This is a genomic window from Clavibacter michiganensis (genome assembly GCF_021216655.1).
Taxonomy (GTDB): domain Bacteria; phylum Actinomycetota; class Actinomycetes; order Actinomycetales; family Microbacteriaceae; genus Clavibacter; species Clavibacter michiganensis.
Genome location: NZ_CP080437.1, coordinates 2,577,037 through 2,600,775 on the forward strand (window position 1 = coordinate 2,577,037; position 23,739 = coordinate 2,600,775).

A 23,739-nucleotide genomic window follows, 5' to 3' on the forward strand; every position below is an offset into this window, starting at 1 on the left:
TCGCCTCGCTCATCATGCCCCGGTCAGCGGAAGAGCGGCGTCCCCTCGGCGGGATCGGCGAGCTCGGCGTCGAGGAAGGTCCAGATCCACTCGAGCGCCCGTGCGTGGTCGAGGCCCGGCGCCTTCTGGGACAGCTGCGTCGCGATCCCGTCGCTGTAGGCCGCGAGCTTGAGCGCGACCTCGGGCGCGTCCACCGTCCGGAACGCGCCGCCCTCGACGCCGCGGCGGATGGTGCGGACGAGGCATGCCTCCCACACGCGGATGCGCTCCAGGCGGTCGGCGGACAGCCCGGGCTGGCGGGCGACGGCGGTCCAGTAGTCCGACCAGAGGCGCCAGTGCGCCTCGGCCTCCTCGGCGCCTGTGAAGAGCGGCTCGACCAGCAGGCGGATGCCGTGGACGGGATCCGGATCCGCGTCCACCTCCTCGACGATCGACGCGTAGAACCGGTCGGTCTCGAGCACGACGACCTCGTCGAGGATCTCCGCCACGCTCGCGAAGTGGTACGTCACGGTGCCGACGGAGACGCCGCCCTCGGCCGCGATGTCGCGGAGGCCGGTGGCGGTGAGGCCCTGGCGGAGGATCACCGCGCGCGCCGCCTCGACGATCATCGCGCGCCGCACCTCGGGCTTCTCGCGCTTGCCGCCGCGGCGGGCGGCGGTCGCGGTCGCCGTCGTGCCCGCGGTCGCGGTCGTGCCCGTCCCCGCGCTCACGCGGAGGTCCGCGGCACGAGGTCGTCGAACACGCGATCGGCGACGAGCACCTCGGGCGCGCCAGGGCCGCCGTCGCGCGCCCACGCCCGGAGCGTGTTGACGACGCGGAAGGCGTCGGCGTCGGCGGTCACGCGCGAGGTGGTCTCGAGGCGCGCGCGCCAGGTCGGCTGCTCGAGGCCGATCGCCCAGCGCGACTCGGCGACGGCCGACGTCGGGTCGCCGTCGGTGATCCGGTACGTCTCGCGGCTCGACTCGGTGAAGACCAGGCCGTCGGGGTAGATCCGGGATCCGCCGTAGCCGGGGTCGACGTCGAGGGTCCACTCGCCGGTCGCGACGTCGTGGGTGACGCTGCGCTCGGGCAGGCCGGAGTCGTCGGGGATCCGCTGGATCGCGATGGGCGTCGACCGCTCGGGCTCCTCGAAGCGCACGCCGTCGTCCTCGGTGCGCGTCCAGACGGGCAGGGTCACGGCGCTACGGGAGGGCGCGACGACGAGCGTCGCCTCGCGGGCGTGCGGCCAGATCCACGGCCAGTACGCCGACGACACCGCGAGGCGCAGCCGGTGCCCGGCCGGGAACGCGTGGCCCGTGGAGACGAGCGGCACGCGCACGGTCTCCTCCTCGCCCGGCACCATCGGGTCGATCCGGGCGCGGTCGATCCGCGTGTTCAGGTTGAGCGCGCCGCGCGTCACGAGGGTGGACGACCCGTCGGGCGCGACGTCGCAGAGCCGCACCACGAGGTTCGCGTCCGGCAGGTCGCTCGTGACCGCGAGGTCGACGAGCACGTTGCCGAGCACGTCGAGCGGCTCGTCGAGCAGTAGGTCGAAGCAGACGGAGAGGCCGTCCTCCGCGCGCTGGTCCGGTGGCAGGTCGGTCGGGTTGCCGAACGGGAAGAAGCGGCCCGCGTCGAGCCCGGTGCGCTGGGGCGAGCGGACCACGACGGCGTCGCCCGCGGCGGCCGGCCCGTGGAACGCGGCGAGCGGCAGCACGGGCTGCGCGGCGACGGACTCGGGCGGCGGCCACGACTCCGCGGCGACCCAGCGCCCGGTGCGCTCGGGGTAGCTCGTGGCGGGCGGCTCGGAGTCGCTGAGGAAGGCGCGGAGCGCGGGATCCGACTCCACGCCGGTGTCGACGCCCTTCAGCCAGCGGTCCCACCAGCGCAGCGTCTCCTGCAGGAAGCCGATCGACGGGCCGGGCGCGAGACCGCGGTCCGGGTACTGGTGCGACCAGGGGCCGACGATGCCCTTCGCGGGCCCGGGCAGGTTCTCCACGAGGCGCAGCACGGCGTCGCGGTACGGATCCGCCCAGCCGCCGACCGCGAGCACCGCCGCGTCGATCGACGAGTAGTCCTCGCACACGCTGCCATGCCGCCAGTAGTCGTCGCGTTCCTGGTGCGCGAGCCAGGTGGGCGTCATCGGCCGGTTGGACTCGAGCCGCTCGCGCCAGCGCCCCACCCAGCAGTCGCCCACGACCTCGGGCCGCGGGGGCCGCGAGTTGAACGCGAACATCGTCGCGCCCCATGCGGCCATGTCGATGCCGAGCACCGCGCCGCCCATGTAGTGCACGTCGTTGTCGAACCGGTCGTCGGTGGAGCACACCGTGACGACCGCCTTCAGGGCCTCCGGCGCGCGGGCCGCGAGCTGCAGGCCGTTGAAGCCGCCCCACGAGATCCCGAAGACGCCGACGGCGCCCGTGCACCAGTCCTGCGCGGCGATCCACTCGATCACCGCGACGCCGTCGTCGAGCTCCTGCGCGGAGTACTCGTCGACGAACAGGCCGTCGGAGGATCCGGTGCCGCGGATGTCGACGCGGATGGACGCGTAGCCGTGCGCCGCGTACCAGGGGTGCCGCTCGCTGTCGCGCGGGGCCGTCCAGTCGTCGAGCCGGTAGGGCAGGTACTCGAGGAGCGCGGGGACGGGCTCGTCGGTCGCGGGAGCCCAGACGCGGGCGTGGAGGGGGGTGCCGTCGGGCATCGGGATCCAGACGTCGCGATGCGTCACGGCGTCGCCGGTCTCGGTCGCGTTCGCGGTCGTCTCGTGCGCGGCGTCGGTCATCGTGCGTCCTCCCAGTCCCGGATCCGGTGCCCGTCGCCGAGCTCCCTCCACCCGCCACCGGCGGCGTCGCGCCAGGTGGCCGTCACGTCCTCCACCCGCGGCAGCTCGGTGGCGCCCGGCTCGAGCGTCGCGGCGAGCAGCTGCCGCGTGTACGGGTGGTTCGGCCCCTGGAACACGCGCTCGGTCGGGCCGATCTCCACGATCCGCCCGCCGGTCATCACGGCCACGCGGTCCGCGACGCCGCGGACGACCGCGAGGTCGTGGCTGATGAAGAGGCAGCTGAGGCCCTTGTCGCGCTGCAGGCGGGCGAGGAGATCCAGGATCTCGGCCTGCACGCGCACGTCGAGCGCGGTCGTGATCTCGTCCGCGATCACGAGCTGCGGACCCGCGGCCAGCGCCCGGGCGATCCCCACGCGCTGGCGCTGCCCGCCCGAGAGCTGGTTCGGGAGCCGTGCAGCGAAGTCCGGCGACAGCCCCACCTCGGTGAGGATCTCGCCCACGCGCTCGGCCGATGCCCGGCCCGTGAAGAGCTTGAGCGGCCGCGCGATCGCCGCGCCGACGGTCCGCCGCGGGTTGAGCGAGGTGTCCGCGTTCTGGAACACGAGCTGCACCGCGCGCCGGAGCGCGGGCGACCGGCCCGCGACCGCGGAGGTCAGGTCGCCCTCGACCCCGTCGCCCTGGAAGCGGAACGTGCCCGACTCGGTGGGCACCAGCCCCGCGAGGGCGGTCGCGAGCGTGGTCTTGCCGCTGCCGGACTCGCCGACCACCGCGAGGGTCTCGCGCGGCGCGATGGTGAACGACACGTCGGACACCGCGGGCGGCAGACCGCGCGCGTACCGGACGACGAGGCCGTCGGCGACGACCATCGGGGTCACCTGGTCGTCAGCCGAGGCCGGGGCCGGGCCCGCGGCGCCGGGGCCGCCCGGGATCGCGGCCAGCAGCTCCCGCGTGTACGGGTGCTCGGGCGACGCGAACAGCTCGGCGGTCGGCCGGTGCTCCACGATGACGCCGTCGCGCATCACGGCGATCTCGTCCACCATCGTCGAGACGACGCCGAGGTCGTGGCTGACGAGCAGCACCGCCATGCCGAGCTCGCGGGCGAGGTCGCGGATCAGGGTCAGCACCGCCGCCTGCGTCACCACGTCGAGCGCGGTCGTCGGCTCGTCGAGCACGAGCACGCGGGGGCGCGCGGCGACGGCCATCGCGATCGCGATGCGCTGCTGCTGCCCGCCGGACAGCTGGTGCGGGTAGCGCCGCACGATGGTCGCGGGGTCGGGCAGGCGCACGAGCCGGATCAGCTCCTCGACCCGCTCGTCCTCGCTCGGCAGCCCGTGGCTCTCGAGCGCCTCGCGGAGCTGGCGGCCCACGCGCATCGACGGCGTGAGCGCCTGGCCGGCGTTCTGCGCGACGACCGCCGCGGTGCCGCCGCGCAGCTCGCGCGTCGCGGCGGGCGAGAGGGCGAACACGTCGTCGCCGGCGACCTCGACGGCTCCGCCCACGATGCGGGATCCCCGGCGCAGGTGCGCGAGCAGCGTCCGCGCGACCGTGGACTTGCCGCTGCCCGACTCCCCGACGAGCCCGAGCGCGCGCCCGGCGCGGATCTCGAAGCTCACGCCGCGGACGACGGGCACGTCGGTGCGACCGGCCGCGTACGAGATGGCGAGGTCGGCGACGCGGACGACGGTGCCGAGCCGCACCTGGCCGGTGAGGGTGTCCTCGACGTTGCCGGGCATCATGCGATCCCCCTCTGCGCGCGGTCGACGCCGAGCGACTTGCTGAGCCCGTCGGCGCTGAGGTTGAGGCCGACCACGAGGGTCGCGAGCGCCACGATCGGGGCGAGCGTGCCGAGCGGCACGACCGTGAGGGCGGTGCGGTTCTCCTGCACCATGAGCCCCCAGTCGGGCGTCGGCGGGTTCGCGCCGAAGCCGAGGAAGGAGAGCGAGGAGATCAGCAGCACGATCCACGAGGCGCGCATCGCGTACTCCACGAGCACGACGTCGAGCACGTTCGGGAGGATCTCGCGGAACACGATGCTCAGCGGGCGCTCGCCGCGGGCGCGCGCGGCCGTGACGTAGTCCTGCGTGATCACGGTCCGCGCGGCGCCGCGCACCACCCGCGTGACGGCGGGCGCGTAGACGACGGTCACCGCGAGCACGATCACCCAGAGGCCGGATCCGAAGACCGTCACCACCACGAGGAGCGCCAGGATCGACGGCACGCTCAGCAGCGCGTCCACGATCCGCATCACGACCTCGTCGAGCCAGCCCTCCGCGTATGCGGTGACGCAGCCGACGACCGTGCCGACCGCGACCGCGATGGTGGTCGCGAGGAAGGTGACGACGAGCGCGTACCGGCCGCCGTTGAGGACGCGGGAGAGCACGTCGCGCCCGTACTGGTCGGTGCCGAGCCAGTGCGCCCACGTCGTGCCGGAGAGCACGTCGGTCGAGTCGGTCGCGACGGGGTCGTGCCCGGCGATCCACGGCGCGAGCACCGCGAGCACGACGTGGATCGAGATGATCGCGAGCCCGACGGAGAGCGCCGTCGACGCCCGGAGCGGTGTCGTCCAGCCGCGCAGGCGGCCGCCTCGGCGGGTGGGCAGGGGCGTCGCGGTCATGCGCGGGCCTTCCGTCGAGGGCTGGGTCGGGCGGCGGAGCGGGCGGGCCGGGTGCGGCGCGCGCTCTGCCTCGTGCGGAGCCGCGGATCCAGCGCGAGGGCGATGAGGTCGGCCGCCAGGTTGCAGACCACGTAGACGGCGGCGCTCAGCAGCGCGATGGCCTGGATCGTCGGCAGGTCGCGCGTGAAGACCGACTCGAGCATGAGCTTGCCCATGCCCGGGTAGTTGAAGACGTTCTCGACCACGACCACGCCGCCGAGCAGCCAGGCGACGTTGAGCGCGACGACGTTGAGCGTCGGCAGCAGCGCGCTCGGCACCGCGTGCCGCCACACCACCTGCCGGGTCGTGAGGCCCTTGAGCTCGGCCGTGGTGACGAACTCCGAGGCCATCACGTCGATGGTCGAGGAGCGCATGGTGCGCACGATGTAGGCGGCCATGGCGAGCGTCAGCACGATCACCGGCAGCGCCACCGAGGGCAGCAGCTCGGCGACCGTCGCGTCGCTCCCACGGAGCACCACGGCGGGGAACACGGGGATCGTGATGGCGAACAGCAGCACGAGCACGGTGGCGACCATGAACTCGGGCACGCTCATCACGACGAGGCTCACGATGCTGATGACCGAGTCGCTCGCACGGCCCCGGCGCACTCCAGCGACGACGCCGAGCACGAGCGACAGCGTCACGCCGACGAGCATCGCCGGCACCGCGATGAGCATGCTGTTGCGGAAGGCGACGACGAGGGCCGGCGCGACCGGATCCCCGCTCACGAGCGAGGTGCCGAAGTCGCCGCGCGCGGCGCCGAGCAGCCAGTCGCCGTACCGCAGCCACACGTTGCGGTCGAGGCCGAGCGACTCGCGAAGGGTCGCGACGGCCTCGGGCGTCGCGTCCTGGCCGAGGAGCTGCTGGGCCACGTCGCCGGGCAGCAGCTGGATCGCGAGGAACACGAACAGCGACGCGAGCACGATCGTGAGGATCGCGGTGCCGAGGCGGCGGGCGACCTGCGCGGAGGCGTTCATCGACGGAATCCGATCGTGAGGTGGTCGAACTCGAAGCCGAACTCGCGGTAGTTCACGACGTCGCGGGAGATGCCCACGAGCCGGTCGCCGAACATGGGCGTCATGTCCGCGCTGTCCTCCACGACGATCCGCTGGGCGTCCTGGTAGAGCGTCAGCCGCTTCGCGTCGTCCATCGTGGCGCGGGCGTCGTCGAGGAGCGCGTCGAAGGTCGGGTTCGACCACGCGCTCTCGTTGTAGGAGGAGCCGGTGCGGAAGATCTGGTTGAGCAGCTGGTCGATGGGCCGGCCGGTGAACCAGTAGCTCACCATGAGCGGCTTCTGCATCCAGATCTCCGTGTAATAGGAGTCGGAGGACGCGTTCGTGACCGTGAGGTCGATGCCCGCGGCCTTCACCTGGTCGCGGTAGGCGACCGCCATGGGCGTGAACACCGACTCGTAGCTGGAGGTGTGGATCGTCGTCTTGAGCCCCGGCACGCCCGCCTTCGCGAGGAGCGCCTTGGCCTGGTCGGGGTCGTAGGCGCGGTCGACGTCGACGAACGCGGCGAGCGACGGCGGCACCGGGTTGTCCCAGCCGGCCGTGCCCGTGCCCTGCAGCGCGGTCGCGAGGATCTGCTCGGGGTCGTACGCGAGCTTCATGGCCTGGCGCACGAGCGGATCCTGGAACTCGGCGCTCGTGGCGAGCATCGGGATCGTGTACCACTGCGCGTTCTCGACGCGCGCGACCGTGGCGCGGCTCGACGCGGAGACGACGCGCGCGGTCGCGAAGTCGAGGTTGGTCTGCGAGATGAGGTCGATCTGCCCGGCGAGCAGCGCGTTCACGCGGGCCGTAGTGTCCTGGATGGAGGAGAAGTCGATGCCGTCGAGCACCGGCCGGCCGGCGAAGTGGTCGTCGAAGGCCTCGACGCTGCCGGATCCCGCGGGGTGGAAGGACGAGAGGCGGAACGGCCCCGTGCCGATGCCCGTGCTGCCGATGGTCGCGATCGCGTCGGCCGGCACGATGTAGCACTGGTAGGCCGTGAGCAGCGACGGGAACTCCGCGTTGGGGGTCTTCAGCTGGAAGACGAGGGTGTGCGCATCCGGCGCCGACATGCTGCCCGGATCGAGCATGTCGCCGAGCACGCCGCCCTGCGGGGAGGCCGTCGCGGGATCGATGACGTGCTGGATGGAGGCGATCGCGTCGGCGGCCGTGAAGCGCGTGCCGTCGTGGAAGCGCACGTCGCGGCGCAGGCGGAAGGTCCAGGTGATGCCGTCAGCGGATGCGGACCACTCCTCGGCGAGGTCCGGGATCGTCTCGCCCTGCTCGTCGAGCTTGACGAGCCGGTTGTAGAGGGCACCGAGGTACTCGTACGCGGAGAGCGAGCTGGCGGAGTCGAGGGTCTCGGCGGCGGATGCGGCCGGGCGCGCGACGCGGAGGCGGCCGCCCTGCACGGGCGTGCCGGTCGCGGCGGCCTCGGGGATGGTCGTGCTGCTCGCGCCGGTGGCGCACCCGGTGAGGGCGAGCAGGCCGAGGCCGGCGATCCCGGCGGTGCCCGCGAGGATGGCGCGACGGCTCGGCGTGCCCGGCCGGTCGGGTCGCGCTGCACGGTCGGCGATGCGGATGGTGCGCGAGCTCGCGTCCGCGAATGCGGTGCGGGTGGTGACGATCGATGGCATCGGGACGGGCCCTCCTCGTTATCGTTCAGGTGAACGATAGGCGAGATGCGGGCCCGTGGCGAATGCGGGGGCGCGGCGTGAGCCCCGCGCTCCGCTCCTGTCAGCCCTCGCCGACGCCCGCGCCCGTGCCCGTCGTCGCGAGGCGGTGCCGTCGATCACGGATCACGAGCGCTGTCAGGAGGAGCAGCGCAGCGAACCCTCCGCTGGCCGCCGCCGTGACCGCACCGGGGTCGTCGGGGATGCTGACGCAGAGACCTCCCATCGCCATGAGGAATACGGCCGCGAGGACGAGGGGGGATCGCCGGGCATGGCGGAAGCCGTCGAGGTGCCGCTCTCGTCCATGACATCGCGCTCCCGCCGACGCGCGTCCTTCGAGCATGTCGAGGACGGTCGACAGGCCCGCTGCGATCCCCGTGGTGATCAGCACCACTGCCACGTCGTCGCGTCGCACGAAGGCGATCACACCCGCGGCGGCGAGCATCAGCGGGTGCAGCTCGAGGTAGACGGTGGACCTTCCCGACCCTGACGTCGTGGCGCCCTGCCCTCGTCGGCGTTCTCGCGCGTCGAGGAGGAAGGACGCGAGAGCCCAGCACGCACCGAGCGCCATGACCCGGGACACCCTCTCGGACATGACGAGGCCCAGCGTCGCCGTCGTCGCGAGCGTCAGGTGGTAGAGGATCCGGGATGGCTTCGCCCTCATGCGCAATTCGCGTGCTCCGTCCACACGAACGCGCGACCGCTGCCGATCCGCGTCTGGTAGCAGGCGTAGAAGCCGAACCTGTTCGACTGGTAGATGCGGTGGACGAGGTCGACGATCGAGAACACGTTGGGAGATCCGATGGCCGCGCAGAGCCACCCGATGAGCTTCGCCGCGGGAGCTGCGAGACGACCGGCGGCCTTGCAGATGCCGAAGTATCCCGCGCTCAGGAGGAGGGCCGCCACGGCGGTGACCTCCCGCATCTGGGAGCCGAGCAGGTTCACGTAGAACCCGACTCCCTGGGGTGCGTTGGCCAGGCCGAAGGTGACGAGCGGATCCACGACGACAGGGTATGCGGCGCCTTCCGCGTCGATGGTCTGGACCAGGGTGTCGCCTTCGAGGGCGAAGCGCGTCGGGATCGAGCGCCCCGCCGCGTCCACCGCCCACGGGTCCGCGATGTGCCCCGCGCTGATGCTGCCCGAGCCGGATCCGAGCGCGGCGACGATGTCGTAGCCCGCCCCGCGGGGCACGGCCCGGAAGCCATCCGGGAGGTCGAGGGCGAACGACGTGACGTCGGCTCCGTCCCGGAGGACGGTGACCGCCTGCGTCTCTCCCGGTGCGACCCGGACGAGGGAGTCGTCGGTGTCCGAGGGTGTCACGCCGACGTCGCCGCCGGCCGTGTGCGGGAGCGCGGATGGATCCACCGCGTCGGGTGCCGTCCAGTCGGCGGTCGATTCCGCGCCCTGGCCGACGGCGTCGAGCGCGCGGGCGACGAGCGCCTGGGTCGAGGTGTCCCCTGCGGTGTCCGCCGCCGAGGCGGCCTCCGCGGTGAGGCCGTTCGCGGCGACCGCGATCGTGAGGGCGAGGAGCGCGATGGCGCTCCGCGGGCGGATGGGCATGAGGTGTCCGTTCGTCGGGGATGCAGATCGGCATCGCCCGCATGCTAGGACACGGAAGATCGGGTCACGGAGGATCGCTCCACAGGGAGCGCGTGCCTCAGCTCACGTGCACATCCGGCCGTCGGGCCCGAACAGGCTCCGCCCGCCGCAGCACCTCGCGCGTGACCGGGGCGACCTCGCCCGTGCCCGTCACGAGGAAGCGGAGGAGGTTGCCGACGGGGGATCCCTCCGTCCACTCGAAGTAGACGCCGGGCTTCACGCCCGTGAGGTCGCGCACGGCGAGGAGCACCGCGGCGATGGTGTTGGGGACGTTGCCGCTCGTGACCTGGAGCACGCGGAAGCCGCAGCGCACGATGCCGCGCACCACGAGGTCCTCCTCGAACTCCGACGAGTCGCCCGGGGTCACCTCGAGGAAGATCACGGGCGCGCGCGCCGGGATCCCGCTGTCGCGTCGCTCGTCGCTCGCCTTGCGGCGGTACTCGGCGATGCGCTCCTCCTCCGTCAGCGCCTCGTCGGGCTCGTCCGGCTCGTGGGCGATGATGCTCACCGCGCCGTAGTCCTCCGCGTCCTCGATGACGAAGGCACGCGCCCGCTCGTCCATCGTGAGCGAGGTCGCGCGCAGCTGGAACGAGCGCTGGATCCGGCTGACGATCGACACCGCGAGGATCCCGAGGATGAACAGCGCCGCGATGCGCACGCCGTCCGGCCGCTCGATCACGTTGACGACGGTCGTGTACGCGAACACCGCCGCGATGACCGCGAAGCCGACGGTGCGCTTCCGCTGTCCCGCCTTCCTCGCCGACAGCGTCACCGCGACCGAAGCCGAGGTGATGAGCATGAGCACGCCGGTCGCGTAGGCGCCGGCCTGCGCGTCCACGTCGGCCTGGAAGACGAGGGTCACGATCACGGCGATGGCCGTGAAGACCAGCACGAGTGGGCGGACGGCCGCGGCCCAGTGCGGCGCCATGCCGTAGCGCGGCAGGTAGCGCGGCACGATGTTGAGGAGCCCGGCCATCGCGGAGGCGCCCGCGAACCAGAGGATGCAGATCGTGCTGATGTCGTAGAGCGTGCCGAAGCCGTCGCCGAGGAACTGGTGCGCGAGGTAGGCGAGCGCGCGGCCGCTGGCCTTGCCGCCGTCCTGGAACTCGGCCTGGGGGATCAGCAGGGTCGTCACGAAGCTCGACGTGATGAGGAACGCGCTCATGATGAGCGCCGCCACCGTGAGCAGGCGCTTCGTGCCGTGGATCCGGGCGCGCGGCACCCCGTCGGCGTCGTCCTCGCCGCGCACCTGCGGCATCACCGCGACGCCCGTCTCGAAGCCGGAGAGGCCGAGCGCGAGCTTCGGGAAGACGATGAGCGCGATGCCCACCATCACGAGCGGGTTGCCGTGCTGAGCCGTGAGGGCGAGCCACCAGTCGTCGATGACCTGCAGGTGCCCGGCGACGTGGAAGAGGGAGACGACGATCACGATCGCGTTGAGCAGCAGGAACGCGCCCACGAGCACGACCGCGATGGAGATGGCTTCCTTGAACCCGCGCAGGAACACGAACGCGAGCGCGGCCAGCAGCACGAGGGTCAGCAGCACCTCGTTGCCCTCGAACCACGCGGGGGCGAACGGGTTCTCGACGGCGTGCGCGGTCGCGTCCGCCGCCGACAGCGTGATGGTGATGAGGAAGTCGGTCGCTGCGAACCCGAGCAGCACGAGCACGAAGAGCTTGCCGCCCCACCACGGGAGGAGGCGCTCGAGCATCGCGATGGATCCCTCGCCGCGCGGGCTCTCGCGCGCCACGCGCCGGTAGACGGGCAGGGCGCCGAGCAGCGTCAGGAGGATGAGGACGAGCGTCGCGAGCGGCGACAGCAGCCCGGCCGCGACCGCCGCGATGGCGGGCTGGTAGCCGAGCGTGGAGAAGTAGTCGACGCCCGTGAGGCACATGACGCGCCACCACGAGTGCGTCTTCTCGACTGTCTCGGCGTGCGGGCCGGGGTGCGCGCCGGATGCGCCGGGCAGGCCGTCGAGGAGCCACGCGGTGATCCCGTCGCGGGCGCGCCGCTGCTCGGGCGCGCGCAGCAGCTTCGGCGCGCTCACGACCGGGCCGCCGGGGTGGCGGAGCGGGGCGGGGACGTCATCTGACCGTGATCCGGGCAGTGCACGGAGATCCTCCTGAGGCGGCGCCGGGACCCCGTCTCGCGGATGCGACGGTCGGGCCCGGCATCATCGTCGGCCCATGGTGCCACTTCCGGGCGGGAGGCGGGTGGGCGTGCAGGGTGCGGTCATGCGGGGGGACGGTTCGCGGATGGTCAGGGGCTCGCGGGAGCGGAGCGCGGCGGCACCCGATCGAACCGGCCGTCGACGAGCACGTACCGGCGCTCCTCGTCGGAGTCCGGATCCGTGTCGGGCACGCTGATCCACTCCTCCATGTGGATGGAGAGCAGGCGGAAGGCGGTGGTCCGCGGGCTGGCGTGCCGCCAGATGCCGCGGCCGTCGCGGCCGAGGACCGCGATGGCGCGGGTGACGGATCCGCGCGGGAGGTCCCAGCGCACGGCGGGCCGGCCGTCGGCGCGGCCCTCCAGGACGACCGAGGAGATGGTGAAGCGGGCATCGGCGAACGGCAGGTCCTCCTGCCGCAGGTGCTCGAGGAACAGGCGGCGGTCGTCGTCGGTGTCCAGGGGTCGATCCTCGCGGGTACGCGCCCGCCGCATCAGCGTGAGGCGCCCGCGCGCTCGACCGGGGATCCGCCCGTCGCGGTCGTCACCCGCCGCTGCGAGCCTGGGACGCCCACAGCTGCGCGGCGAGCCCGACCGCGATGAAGCCGGACATCAGCGCGCCCATGGCGGTCGCGGTGCCGCCGAGGGCGCCCGCGAGCGGCGTCGCGAGCCCACCGAGGCCGAACTGCAGGCCGCCGACGAGGGCTGAGGCAGTACCCGGGTGGCGATGGCCGAGCGCCTGCGTGAGGGTGATCGAGCCCGGGATCACCCACCCCCAGCCGGCCGTGACGAGGGCGAGGGCCGGCCAGACCAGCGCCGGGCCGATCCCCCCGACGGCCCCGACGAGCACGAGGGCCGAGCCGACCGCGCAGGTGAGCAGGCCGATCGTGAAGAGGCGGTCCTCGTCGAAGCGCCCGATGAGGCGGCGGAAGACGAGGGTCGACGCGATCATGCAGGACGCGTTGGAGGCGAACACCAGCGTGTAGAGGCCCTCGCCGAAGCCGTACTGCTCCTGGAACACGAAGGACGAGGTGGCGATGTAGGAGAAGAAGCCGATGGTCGCGGCACATCCGGTGATCAGGTACCAGCGGAAGCGGGGGATCCGCAGCAGCTCGGCCATGCGGCCGAGGACAGCGCGTGGAGAGGTGCCGCCCGCGCCGGTGCGCACGAGGGTCTCGGGGAGCAGGCGCGCCGCGGCGATCGTGAGGGCCAGGCCGAGCGCGGCCAGCACGACGAAGGCGGCGCGCCACGACCAGACCGTCAGCACGACGCCGCCGACGAGCGGCGCGACGACCGGGCCGACCGAGTTGACGACGGCGAGCGTCGCGAAGAGGCGGCTGCGGAGCGCGCCGGTGGAGGCGTCGCCGACCATGGCGCGGGCCGAGACCGCGGCGGCAGCACCGCCCAGGCCCTGCACGACGCGGGCGAGGATCAGCGTCGTCGCGTCGGGCGAGATCGCGCAGACGATGCTGGCGAGGGTGAAGAGGGCGGTCCCGGCGAGGAGGATGCGGCGGCGGCCCGCACCGTCGCTGATCGGCCCGATGACCAGCTGCCCGACGGCGAACGCGACGAGGAAGGCGGTCAACGTCAGCTGCACGGATGCGGTCGAGGCGTCGAGGTCGGCGGCGATGGCCGGCAGGCCGGGGATGTAGAGGTCGGTCGCGAAGGGCGAGATGCCGACGATGAGGGCGACGGTGAGGAGAGGGCCGCGGCGCGCGGTCCACGACGTGCGCGGGTCGGGTTCGGGGTGCCGGGCGTCGTCGCTCATCCGTCCCGACAGTAGACCGGTCGCCGCCGAGCGGCTCCTCCACGGGCGTCCCTGTCGTGCTGTGCAGCGGGAGCATGGCGGGCCGAGGCGGGCCCTAGATTCCACGGACATCCTTCCGCGTCCGCGACTCGGTGGCGGATCCGTCCTCGGGTACCCGCGTGACCCGGACGACCACCTCCTCGAGAAAGCAGGATCACCATGCCCATCCGCCGTACCCGCTCCATCACTGCGCGCTCCGCGCTGGCAGTCGGCGCCCTCGCCGGTGCGCTCGCGCTCACCCCGCTGGCCGCGACCGCTGTGCAGGCAGCACCCGTCGTGCAGGGCGCGGCTGCGTACGTCTTCCACCCCAAGGGCGCGGACGTCTGCGTGCCCAAGAACGACCTGAGCAAGTACTTCTTCTGCCACGACATCCACCACTGATCGGTCAGGGCTGCCGCCTGCGCGCCCCTGAGGTGGGCACGGGCGGCATCCCGGTCCCGGGTACCGTGCCCGGCGACGGCCGCCCGCAGCTCGCGATGCCGCCGCCGCGCGATGCGCCTAGCCTCGATGGGGGCACGCCGCACCGGCCGCCCCCACCGCATCCACGAGGAAGAGGAACGCGCATGACGACCTGGCTGATCACGGGATGCTCCACCGGACTCGGGCGCGCCTTCGCGGTCGAGGCGCTGGAGCGCGGGCACGACGTCGTCGTCACGGCGCGCGACGCCGCGAACGCGCAGGACCTCGCCGACACCTACCCCGAGCACGCCCTCGCGCTCGACCTCGACGTGACCGACCCGGCGCAGGTGTCCCTCGCGGTCGACGAGGCGACGGCCCGCTTCGGCGGCGTCGACGTGCTCGTCAACAACGCGGGCTACGGCTACCGCGCGGCGGTCGAGGAGGGCGACGACGAGGACGTCGCGCGCCTGTTCGACACCCAGTTCCACGGCAGCGTCCGCATGATCAAGGCCGTGCTGCCCGGCATGCGCGAGCGCCGCAGCGGCACGATCGTGAACCTCTCGTCCATCGGCGCCGCACGCACGGGCGCCGGATCCGGCTACTACGGCGCCGTGAAGGCCGCGATCGAGCAGATGACCATGGCGCTGCGCACCGAGCTCGAGCCGCTCGGGATCGTCGCGACGGTGGTGGCGCCCGGATCCTTCCGCACCGACTTCTCGGGCCGCTCGCTCACGCAGTCGTCCACCGTGATCGACGACTACGCCGAGACCGCCGGCAAGCGCCGCAAGGAGAACGACACCACCGACGGCACGCAGCCCAACGACCCCGCGCTCGGCGCGAAGGTGCTCGTGGACGCGGTCGAGCAGGGCGCTCCCTTCTACCTGCTGCTCGGCGGCGATGCGGTCGAGATCGTCACGGGCGCGCTCGACGACCTGCGCACCGACGTCGACGCGTGGGCCGAGCGCAGCCGGTCGACGGCGTACGACGCGAGCTGATCGTCTCGACGGTCGAGCCGCACGGCGCGGTGCGGCTCTAGCGGTCGTCGGCCTCCGGGGGCTGCGACGGGGCGTCCGAGCCGGTCGCAGCGGGTCGCGTCCTCGCCCTCTTCGGGCGCACGCTCATCACGAAGAACGTGATGCCGAGGATGATGAACGGCAGCCCGGCAACGCGGGTGTCGTCGAGCGTCAGCATGAGGACGAGGCCGAGCATCGCGAACGTGATGCCCAGCGAGGCGTTCGTGCTCGAGGAGTCCTCCTCCTCGGCGGGCGGGGCGGCGGGATCCGCGGGTGTCGTCGGTTCGCTCATGCGTCCACGCTAGGGAGCCGGGCGTCGCGCCCGCGTCCGCCGGACGGGGGACGCGCGCGGCGGAGCCCGGTCAGAACCGCCCCTCCAGCTCCAGCAGCGTCGTCTTCGCCGCGAGCCCGCCGATGTAGCCGCCGAGCGTGCCGTCGGAGCGGAGGACGCGGTGGCAGGGGATCACGACGGGCAGCGGGTTGGTCGAGCACGCCGTGCCGACCGCGCGCGTGGCGGCCGGGCTGCCGGCGGTCTCGGCGACCTCGCGGTAGGTGCGCGTGGATCCGTACGGGATCTCCGGGAGCAGCCGCTGCACCCGGTCGCGGAAGCCGGTCGACAGGCGTCGGTCGAGCGGGAGGTCGAACGCGCGGCGGCGGCCGGCGAAGTACTCGTCGAGCTGGCGGGCGGCCTGGTCGAGGCGCTTGGGGGCGCGCAGGATCCGCGGGCCGAGCCGCCGGGCGAGGTCGCCGAGCACGGTGTCGTGGTCCTCGCGGGAGTAGGCGACGCGGATCAGGCCGCGGTCGGTGGCGGCGAGGAGCAGCGGGCCGACGGGGGAGTCGATCGTGGTGAAGCCGACGTCGAGGGCGCCGTCGGCCTCGGCACGGTCGGCGAGCCGGAGGCGGAGGGCGTCGAGGGCGGGCGCGGTCGGGTCGGCTCGCTCGAGCGCGGCGGCGTCGAGGAAGGGGATGGTGTCGTCGGGATCGGTCACGGTCGTCCTCCTCGGGTTGATGCGGATGCGGGTGATGGCTCGCGCGGGGACGGGGGCGGATCCGCCCCCATCGTCCGCCGGAGGCTCGCCACCCCGTCCGCCGCCGCGCGCCGCACGGCCTCCGGAGTGCCGCCGACGATCGCCGCGACCTCCGCGTGCGGGAGCCCGCCCAGGTACCGGTACGCGACCGCGAGCCGCTGCCGCTCGGGCAGGGCGGCGACCGCGCGCCAGAGGTCGGGGTCGCCGGAGTCGGGCACGCCGAGGTCCGAGACCCGCTCTGGCACGTCGTCGACGGGGATGGCGCGGCGGCCGCGGGCGCGGATCGCGTCGAGGGCCTTCCGGTGCGCGATGGTGACGAGCCAGGCGCGCACGTCGGCGCGGGGGCCGAGCCGCGGGTACGCGACCAGCGCCGACAGGAACGTCTCCGACCACGCGTCCTCTGCGTCCGCGTGCCCGCCGAGCACCGCACGGCACACGCGGAGCACCACGGCGCCGTGCTCGGTCACGACCCTGTCGAACGGCTGCATCATCTCCACACCGGGTAGACGCCGGGGCGGGGTGATCCGTGAGGTCGGCGTGCGGATCAGTCTCGCGGATCCCGCGGGCGGCGCGACAGCCCACGGCGTCGCACCGTCCGCCTGCGGACGCGCCGTGCGCCTCCTCGACGTGTCCGATGCTCCGCCCGTGCGCGCCGTAGGGACTACCCGTGACGGTCCCCGGGGATGACGACCTCGAGGCCGCCGGTCGCGAGGATGGATGCGCGGCCCACCCCCGGCCGCGCGCTCCGCGAGGAGCATCCGCCGCCGGCCCGTCCCCCCGGGCCGGCGGCGCACACGACGGAAGAGGATCCGCATGGGCAGCACGCTGAGCTCGGCCGCACGCGACGACGAGCAGGCGGTGCCCGGCGACGCACCCCGCGTGCTCCGCGTCTTCGTGGTCGACGAGGAGGCGCCCATCACGCAGCTGCTGTCGCTCGCGCTGCGGATGGAGGGCTGGGACGTGCGCGTCTTCGCCACCGGCCGAGCCGCGATCGACGCCGCCGTCGAGGACGCGCCCGACGCGATCCTGCTCGACATGACGCTGCCCGACGTCTCGGGCGTGGAGGTCGTCGGCGAGCTGCGGCGCGCGGGTGTCGCCAGCCCCGTCCTGTTCCTCACCGGCCGCGACTCGCTCGAGGACCGGCTCGCGGCCTTCGGCGCGGGCGCCGACGACTACGTCACCAAGCCGTTCGGCCTCGAGGAGGTCGTCGAGACGCTGCGCGTGCTCTTCCGCCGTCGCGGCCTGGCCCCGGCGATGATCACCGCGGGCGACCTCGTGCTCGACCCGACCACGGGCGAGGCGTGGCTCGCGGGCGTGCCGCTGGAGCTGGATCCGATGGACCTCGTCGTCGTGCAGGCGCTCGCCGAGGAGCCGACGCGTCGGCTCTCCCGCCGCGAGCTCGTGCACCGGCTGACGGACGCCGGCTGGGACCTCGTCGCCCCGCGCGCGCTCCTCGACCTGCCGTCCGTGACCGGCAGCCGGGCGGGCCGCGATCAGGTCGCGCTGATCGCCGTCGCGGGCGACGACCTCGTGCTCGCGCCCGCCGTCTGACGCGCGGGCCCGCGCCGCGGTGCCCGAATGGCCGGCCAGCGGCCACCCCAATCCGGGGGCCGACGCGGCGAGTCACCCCCGCAACTCCGGGGATCAGGAGTCACACGCGTCACACTGCTCGAATAATTTCCCCAGGTGGGTAGCAGATATCCCTACAGTCGGGAGCGGGGAGCCGAACCTCCCCGACGCGTCCTCGAGACCCCGAGCGCGTCCCCTCCACCGCACGATCGCGGCACAGCAATGGCGCGCCCGGGCGGTCCTGCACCACTGGAGCTGTCATGACCCGTCCCACCCCCGCCGCAGGTCGCGGCAGGTCGTTCCGTCGCGCGGCCGCCGGCGCCTGCCTCTCGGCGTCGCTCGTGATCCTGCCCCTCGCGATGGCGCCCGCCGCCCACGCCGAGACCGCCCCCGTCGGATCCGCGCCCGTCGCCGTCGAGACGCCGGCCGTCGAGGCCTCCGCGGTCGAGACCCCGGCCGCGACGCCGACGCCCGCCGTCGAGACGCCCGCCGCCGACGCGACGCCGACCCCCGCGCCCACCGAGACCGCAGACGAGACGGCCCCCGTCGCCGACGCCCCCGTCGAGACCACGCCGACCCCGGCCGTCCCGACCGTCCCCGGCGCGCCCACGACCGGCCTCCCGACGCTCGAGCCGACCGTCCCCGTCGTCGAGCTGCCCTTCACCTGGACCACGCCCGACCGCGGCGTCGCCCTTCCGATCAACGAAGCCGTGCCGTTCGCCGGCACCGGCACGGCGGGCAGCATCGTCACCGCGAGCTACTTCAACGCCGTGGGCGTCAAGTCGATCGCCGGCATCGGCATCGTCGGCGAGGACGGCACGTACGCGTTCCCCGCGAGCTTCACCGAGCTGCTCCAGGACTCGAAGACCGCGAGCGTCACGCTGACGCAGGTCGGCCTGGACCTCACCGTCAAGGGCGAGATCCGCGGCCTGGTGCGCTTCGCCGAGGCGCCCGTCGGCCCGTTCGTGCGCGCCGAGGCGTCGTTCTCGACCATCTCGCCGATCTCCGTGGCGCAGGCCACGAGCATCCTCGGCGGCCTCAAGGTCAACGCCACCGGCTACCTCCGCTACGAGGCCGTCGAGGTCACGGTCACGGCGCCCGACGGCCGCGTGATCCAGATCAGCGACGAGAACGGCGGCGTCGGCGTCGGCACGCGCTCGCTCAAGGACCTCGTGCGCGCCGACGTCGACGGCACCTTCGCGCAGCCGATCATCCTGTTCGGCGACATCCAGCCGGGCACCTACCAGGTGTCCGTCGCGGGCCTCGAGTCGGGCCTCACGCAGGGCGGCACGGTCGAGCTGACCGGCGAGGACGCGGGCGGACCGGTCATCCCGGGCGTGCCCACCCCGACGCCCACCGTGCCCTCGATCGACCCCGCGGGCACCGCCCCGAAGCCGATCACCAAGCCGGCCGCGCACCACGACGACACCCTGCCCGTCACGGGCACTGACGGCGCCGCGGCCCTCGGCCTCGGCGGCCTCGGCGCGCTCCTGGCGCTGGCCGGCGCGGGCACGCTCGTCGCCCGCCGCCGCATGCGCTCCGCGGAGTAGCGGCACGGCACGACCCGCATCACGCACGACCGGCGGCCGGATCCCTAGGGGTCCGGCCGTCGTCGCGTCCGCGCCGCCGCCTTGTCCCGCCCCGCGGCCTCCCCGTAGGTTTGACGCGACCCGCAACGAATCACCCGCGCGCGGATCCGCACCCCCGTATGAGACGAAGGAGTCCCATGTCCGACACGCAGCCCGCAGCGACGCCCACGGAGACCGGAGGCGCCCTCGGCGTCGCGATGATCGGCCACGGGTTCATGGGCGCCGCCCACTCGCAGGCCTGGCGCGTCGCCCCCGCGTTCTTCGACCTGCCGCTCGCGCCGCGCATGGTGTCCGCCGTCGGCCGCGACCGGGCGCGCACGCAGGAGTCCGCGGACCGCTGGGGCTGGGATCGCGCGGAGACCGACTGGCGCGCGGCCATCGAGCGCGACGACATCGACGTCGTCGACATCTGCTCGCCCGGGAGCACGCACGTCGAGATCGCGGTCGCCGCCCTCGAGGCCGGCAAGCACGTGCTGTGCGAGAAGCCGCTCGCCAACACCGTCGAGGAGGCCGAGATCATGGCGGCCGCCGCGGAGAAGGCGGCGGCCAAGGGGATCCGCGCGATGGTCGGCTTCAGCTACCGCCGCGTGCCCGCCATCACGTTCGCGCGCGACCTCGTCGCCCAGGGCGCGATCGGCGAGCTCCGCCAGGTGCGCGCGCTCTACCTGCAGGACTGGCTGACCGACGCCGAGGGCCCGATGACGTGGCGCCTCGACAAGGAGGCGGCGGGATCCGGCGCGCTCGGCGACATCGGCGCGCACATCGTCGACGCGGTGCAGTTCATCACGGGCGAGCAGCTCGACGCGGTCAGCGGCCTGCTCCGCACGTTCGTCGAGGAGCGCCCGCTGCTCGCCGAGACGCGCGGCCTCGGCGGCGTCGCGTCGAGCGAGCGCGGCCAGGTCACCGTCGACGACGCGGCCTACTTCACCGGCAAGCTCGCCGGCGGCGCGCTCGCCAGCTTCGAGGCGACGCGCATGGCCACCGGCCGCAAGAACGCGCTGCGGCTGGAGTTCAGCGGATCCGACGGCGCCATCTCCTTCGACCTCGAGCGCCTCAACGAGATCGAGCTGTACGACGCGACCGCGCCCGCCGACCGGCTGGGCTTCCGGCGGATCCTCGTGACCGAGCCCGAGCACCCCTACACGGCCGCGTGGTGGCCCACCGGCCACGGCCTCGGCTACGAGCACGCGTTCACCCACCAGGTGCGCGACCTCGTGCACGACATCGCCGCGGGCCAGGAGCCCCAGCCGTCGTTCGCCGACGGCCTCCGGGTGCAGCGCGTGCTCGACGCCGTGGAGCGCAGCTCGGCCGACGGCAGCGCGTGGAAGACGGTGGATCCGACCGCGAGCTGACGCCCCCGGGCGCTCGCGTACCCTGGACCGGACGACCGGGAGGCGGACGGGTGCAGGCACGGCAGGAGCGGACGCTGCGCGCCGCGCTGTCCGCCTTCGTCTGCACGCTCGTCACGGCGACGCTGCACGCGGCGGCCGGCGGCGGGATCCCGCATCCGCTCGTGCTGGCGCTCGCCCTCGTGCTCGGCGTCGCGCTGTGCTTCGGGCTCGGCGGCCGCCGGGTGACGCTCGCGCACCTCGTGCTCGCGATCGGCGCGACCCAGGGCGTGCTGCACGCGGCGTTCACGTTCGGGGGATCCGCGATCGGGTCCGGCCCCGGATCCGGCATGGACATGGGCGGCGCGGCCTCAGGTGCCGCGTCCGCGTCCGTCGGGCACTCCCACGCGCACGCCGCGGCCGACGCCGCGCGCGCCCTCGCCGGTCCCTCCGCGATGGCCGGGATGCCCGCCGACCACGACGGCGCCATGCTGCTCGCCCACGTGATCGCCGGCCTCGTCAGCGTCTGCTCGCTCCGCGCCGGCGCCGACGCGATCCGCCGGGTCGTGCGCGCCCTCGCCCTGCGGGTCGGCGCGGCCGTGGGCGGTGCCGTCGGGATGCTCGTCGGAGCCGCGGTGGCCCTGGCCGCCGCGCTCGCCGAGCCGGCCGCCGCACCCCGGCCGCGCCGGCTGGCGACCGACCTCCGTCCCGTGCGGCTCGAGTCGCTGCTCGCCGCGCGGATCCGCGGACGCCGCGGCCCGCCGCTCGCCGCGCTCGCCGCCTGATCCGCGCCCGCCGCTCCCCCGGAGCCCGGGCGCGGTCCCGCGCCGTCGCGCCGACCCGTCCCTCCCGCATGCCGCGCACCCCGCGGCGGTGGCCGCGGGGGTCCGTCGTCGTGCCGCCGCGCGCCTCCCGCACGCCCGGATCCCGCACGGACACCCGTGCCTCCACCGAAGGACAGCCATGCCCTCCCGCACCACCCGCACCCCCTCCGCCTCGCGCCGCGTCATCGCGGGCGCCGCGGTCGGCCTCGCGCTCGCCCTGTCGGCTCCGCTCGCCGCCTCCGCGCACGTCGAGCTCGACGCCTCGTCCACCGCCCCCGCCACGCTCAGCGTCCTGACCTTCGCGGTCGGCCACGGCTGCGAGGGATCCGCCACCACGTCGCTCGCGATCCGCTTCCCCACCGACGTGCAGGCCGTGAAGCCGACCCTCGCGCCCGGTTGGTCGGTCGCCGAGCAGGAGGCGGCCGACGCCACGACCGTCACCTACACGGCCGACACCCCGCTGCCCGACGCCCTGCGCGCGACCGTGCAGGTCGAGGCGCTGCTGCCCGTCGACGGCGCGGCCGGGGACGTCGTGACGTTCCCGACGCTGCAGACCTGCGTCGCCGGATCCACCGACTGGGCCGAGACGCCCGCCGCGGGCACCGAGCCCGACCACCCGGCGCCGGCGATCACGCTGACCGACGCCGCGAGCGGGACGGGCGGCGGCATGGCCGGCATGGGCTCCTCGGCGACGGGCACGGAGGCCGCCGCGGGCTCCACCGCCGTCACGCCCGTCGACCCGGTCGCCCGCCTCCTCGGCCTCGGCGCCCTCGTGGTGGGCGTCGTCGCCGTGATGCTCCTCACCATCGGCATGCGCCGCCCGCAGCAGGGCGGCCGTCGATGACCGCCGTGGACGACCGCGCGGCCGCCGCCGGTCACGCCCGGTCCGCCGACGCGCCCATCTCGACGGACGCCTCCGCCGCGACCCCCGCGGTCACCCGCCCGCAGCGCGGCTGGTTCATCCCGCTGCTGCTGCGCCTGCACTTCCTCGCGGGGATCCTCGTGGGCCCGTTCATCCTCACCGCGGCCCTGAGCGGCGCGGCCTACGCCCTCGCGCCGACGGCCGAGCAGATCGTCTACGCCGACGAGCTGCACGCGCCCGCGACCGGATCCACCGTGCCGCTCGCCCAGCAGGTCGAGGCCGCGGAGGCCGTGGTCGGCGGATCCGGCACCCTCGTCGCCGTCCGCCCCGCCCCCGCGCCGGGCGACACGACGCGCGTCATGTTCACGGGCGACGGCCTCATCCCGAGCCAGACCCGGGCGATCTTCGTGGATCCGGCGGACGCGTCCATCCGCGGCGACCTGCCCGTCTACGGCACGAGCGGCGCCCTGCCGCTGCGCACCGCGATCAGCCACTTCCACCGCACGCTCGGCCTCGGCGACCCCGGCCGCCTCTACAGCGAGCTCGCCGCGAGCTGGCTCGGCATCGTGACCCTCGCGGGCCTCGGCCTGTGGGCCGCGCGCTGGCGTCGGTCCCCGCGGAAGCGCGACCTCGTGCGGCCGGACGCGAAGGCCACCGGCTACCGGCGGATCCTCTCCTGGCACGCGTCGACGGGCGTGTGGCTGGTCGCGGGCGCGCTGTTCCTGTCGGCCACGGGCATCACGTGGTCGCAGTTCGGCGGGCAGAACGTGACCGACCTGCGCGCCGCGCTCAGCTGGCAGACGCCGACGCTCACGACCGCGCTCCCGGGCGCGGGTGCCGGCGCGGCCTCGGCGGCGGATCCGCACGTCGGCCATCATGCGTCCGCCGCGCCCACGACGACGCCCGCCGTGGATCCCGCGACCTTCGACGACGTCCTCCGCGTCGCGCGCGGCGTCAACGTCAACACGGGCCTCGTGGAGATCACGCCGCCGAAGGACGCGAGCACGGCGTGGACCGTGAGCGAGATCCAGCGCAGCTTCCCGACCGAGGTCGACCAGGTTGCCGTCGACGGCAGCACGCTCCAGGTCGTGGGCCGCACCGACTTCGCCGACTACCCGCTGCCCGCGAAGCTCGCGCGCTGGGGGATCGACACGCACCAGGGATCCATGTTCGGGCTCCCGAACCAGCTGCTCCTCGCGGTGACCGCGCTCGGCATCGCCGCGATGGTCGTGTTCGGCTACCTCATGTGGTGGAAGCGCCGGCCGGGCGTCGCGCGCCCGGGTCGTCCGGCTCCGGCGGGCGCGCTCGTGCGGGCGCCGTGGTGGGGGATCGCGGCGGTCGTCGCGGTCGGCGTCGGCGTGGGGCTGTCCCTGCCGCTGGTCGGGATCCCGCTGGTCGGCTTCGTGCTGCTCGACGCGCTGATCACCGCGGCACGCGTGCACCGGGCGGGCGCTCCCGCCTGACCCGCCACGTCGG

Annotated in this window: 22 protein-coding genes; 8 read left to right on the forward strand and 14 right to left on the reverse strand. The window is 74.1% G+C overall.

Annotated features, from left to right (window positions below; genetic code table 11):
- Positions 1-23: 23 nt before the first annotated feature.
- From K0V08_RS12175 to K0V08_RS12225, 11 genes are all read right to left on the reverse strand, one after another.
- The gene (locus tag K0V08_RS12175) at positions 24-710 is read right to left on the reverse strand and encodes a TetR/AcrR family transcriptional regulator (protein ID WP_231689079.1); all 687 of its coding nucleotides are present in this window, start codon (positions 708-710) and stop codon (positions 24-26) included.
- Positions 707-2,761 carry a CocE/NonD family hydrolase gene (locus tag K0V08_RS12180; RefSeq protein WP_079530980.1) on the reverse strand — a complete coding sequence of 685 codons (2,055 nt, stop codon included), beginning with the start codon at positions 2,759-2,761 and terminating at the stop codon, positions 707-709. Before K0V08_RS12180 ends, K0V08_RS12175 begins: the two co-directional genes overlap by 4 nt.
- Positions 2,758-4,497, reverse strand: a complete 1,740-nt coding sequence (locus K0V08_RS12185) for a dipeptide ABC transporter ATP-binding protein (protein ID WP_079530983.1) — start codon at positions 4,495-4,497, stop codon at positions 2,758-2,760. Before K0V08_RS12185 ends, K0V08_RS12180 begins: the two co-directional genes overlap by 4 nt.
- The gene (locus tag K0V08_RS12190; protein ID WP_079530986.1) at positions 4,494-5,375 is read right to left on the reverse strand and encodes an ABC transporter permease; all 882 of its coding nucleotides are present in this window, start codon (positions 5,373-5,375) and stop codon (positions 4,494-4,496) included. The genes K0V08_RS12185 and K0V08_RS12190 overlap by 4 nt, the downstream gene beginning before the upstream one ends.
- Entirely contained in the window at positions 5,372-6,391 is a 1,020-nt protein-coding gene (locus K0V08_RS12195; RefSeq protein WP_079530989.1) for an ABC transporter permease, read from the reverse strand. The genes K0V08_RS12190 and K0V08_RS12195 overlap by 4 nt, the downstream gene beginning before the upstream one ends.
- A complete protein-coding gene (locus K0V08_RS12200) occupies positions 6,388-8,043 on the reverse strand; it encodes an ABC transporter substrate-binding protein (RefSeq protein WP_172405415.1) in 1,656 nt (551 codons plus the stop codon). The genes K0V08_RS12195 and K0V08_RS12200 overlap by 4 nt, the downstream gene beginning before the upstream one ends.
- Before the next feature lie 100 nt (positions 8,044-8,143).
- Positions 8,144-8,743, reverse strand: a complete 600-nt coding sequence (locus K0V08_RS12205) for a hypothetical protein (RefSeq protein ID WP_228510795.1) — start codon at positions 8,741-8,743, stop codon at positions 8,144-8,146.
- Complete coding sequence (locus tag K0V08_RS12210; protein WP_079530992.1) at positions 8,740-9,639, reverse strand: hypothetical protein; 900 nt, start codon at positions 9,637-9,639, stop codon at positions 8,740-8,742. Before K0V08_RS12210 ends, K0V08_RS12205 begins: the two co-directional genes overlap by 4 nt.
- Before the next feature lie 97 nt (positions 9,640-9,736).
- A complete protein-coding gene (locus tag K0V08_RS12215; RefSeq protein ID WP_079530995.1) occupies positions 9,737-11,725 on the reverse strand; it encodes an APC family permease in 1,989 nt (662 codons plus the stop codon).
- Positions 11,726-11,937: 212 nt separating this feature from the next.
- A complete protein-coding gene (locus K0V08_RS12220) occupies positions 11,938-12,339 on the reverse strand; it encodes a hypothetical protein (protein WP_079530998.1) in 402 nt (133 codons plus the stop codon).
- Positions 12,340-12,388: 49 nt separating this feature from the next.
- On the reverse strand, positions 12,389-13,612 hold the full coding sequence (locus tag K0V08_RS12225; RefSeq protein ID WP_079531001.1) for a multidrug effflux MFS transporter: 1,224 nt from the start codon (positions 13,610-13,612) through the stop codon (positions 12,389-12,391).
- Positions 13,613-13,810: 198 nt separating this feature from the next.
- Between K0V08_RS12225 and K0V08_RS12230 the strand changes: the two genes are divergently transcribed.
- Both K0V08_RS12230 and K0V08_RS12235 read left to right on the forward strand, forming a co-directional pair.
- On the forward strand, positions 13,811-14,032 hold the full coding sequence (locus K0V08_RS12230; protein WP_011931459.1) for a hypothetical protein: 222 nt from the start codon (positions 13,811-13,813) through the stop codon (positions 14,030-14,032).
- A 182-nt stretch (positions 14,033-14,214) separates the two neighbouring features.
- The gene (locus K0V08_RS12235) at positions 14,215-15,045 is read left to right on the forward strand and encodes an oxidoreductase (protein ID WP_011931460.1); all 831 of its coding nucleotides are present in this window, start codon (positions 14,215-14,217) and stop codon (positions 15,043-15,045) included.
- A gap of 37 nt (positions 15,046-15,082) precedes the next feature.
- On the opposite strand, the gene K0V08_RS12240 is transcribed toward K0V08_RS12235, so the two are convergent.
- From K0V08_RS12240 to K0V08_RS12250, 3 genes are all read right to left on the reverse strand, one after another.
- The gene (locus tag K0V08_RS12240; RefSeq protein WP_011931461.1) at positions 15,083-15,355 is read right to left on the reverse strand and encodes a hypothetical protein; all 273 of its coding nucleotides are present in this window, start codon (positions 15,353-15,355) and stop codon (positions 15,083-15,085) included.
- Positions 15,356-15,425: 70 nt separating this feature from the next.
- On the reverse strand, positions 15,426-16,052 hold the full coding sequence (locus K0V08_RS12245) for a methylated-DNA--[protein]-cysteine S-methyltransferase (RefSeq protein ID WP_011931462.1): 627 nt from the start codon (positions 16,050-16,052) through the stop codon (positions 15,426-15,428).
- A complete protein-coding gene (locus tag K0V08_RS12250; RefSeq protein WP_079533592.1) occupies positions 16,049-16,579 on the reverse strand; it encodes an RNA polymerase sigma factor in 531 nt (176 codons plus the stop codon). The genes K0V08_RS12245 and K0V08_RS12250 overlap by 4 nt, the downstream gene beginning before the upstream one ends.
- Positions 16,580-16,904: 325 nt before the next feature.
- Here K0V08_RS12250 and K0V08_RS12255 point away from each other — a divergent pair, with 325 nt between their 5' ends.
- The 6 genes from K0V08_RS12255 (at position 16,905) to K0V08_RS12280 (ending at position 23,726) form a co-directional block, all read left to right on the forward strand.
- Positions 16,905-17,642: a response regulator transcription factor gene (locus K0V08_RS12255; RefSeq protein ID WP_079531003.1), complete on the forward strand. Its 738-nt coding sequence runs from the start codon at positions 16,905-16,907 to the stop codon at positions 17,640-17,642.
- A 278-nt stretch (positions 17,643-17,920) separates the two neighbouring features.
- Positions 17,921-19,210 (forward strand): LPXTG cell wall anchor domain-containing protein, encoded by a 1,290-nt coding sequence (locus K0V08_RS12260; protein WP_079531006.1) that lies wholly within the window; start codon positions 17,921-17,923, stop codon positions 19,208-19,210.
- A 176-nt stretch (positions 19,211-19,386) separates the two neighbouring features.
- Positions 19,387-20,601 (forward strand): Gfo/Idh/MocA family protein, encoded by a 1,215-nt coding sequence (locus K0V08_RS12265; protein WP_172405416.1) that lies wholly within the window; start codon positions 19,387-19,389, stop codon positions 20,599-20,601.
- A 50-nt stretch (positions 20,602-20,651) separates the two neighbouring features.
- Positions 20,652-21,362: a hypothetical protein gene (locus tag K0V08_RS12270; protein WP_079531009.1), complete on the forward strand. Its 711-nt coding sequence runs from the start codon at positions 20,652-20,654 to the stop codon at positions 21,360-21,362.
- 178 nt (positions 21,363-21,540) lie between these two features.
- Complete coding sequence (locus tag K0V08_RS12275; RefSeq protein WP_079531011.1) at positions 21,541-22,245, forward strand: YcnI family protein; 705 nt, start codon at positions 21,541-21,543, stop codon at positions 22,243-22,245.
- Positions 22,242-23,726, forward strand: a complete 1,485-nt coding sequence (locus tag K0V08_RS12280) for a PepSY-associated TM helix domain-containing protein (RefSeq protein ID WP_079531014.1) — start codon at positions 22,242-22,244, stop codon at positions 23,724-23,726. The genes K0V08_RS12275 and K0V08_RS12280 overlap by 4 nt, the downstream gene beginning before the upstream one ends.
- Positions 23,727-23,739 lie beyond the last annotated feature (13 nt).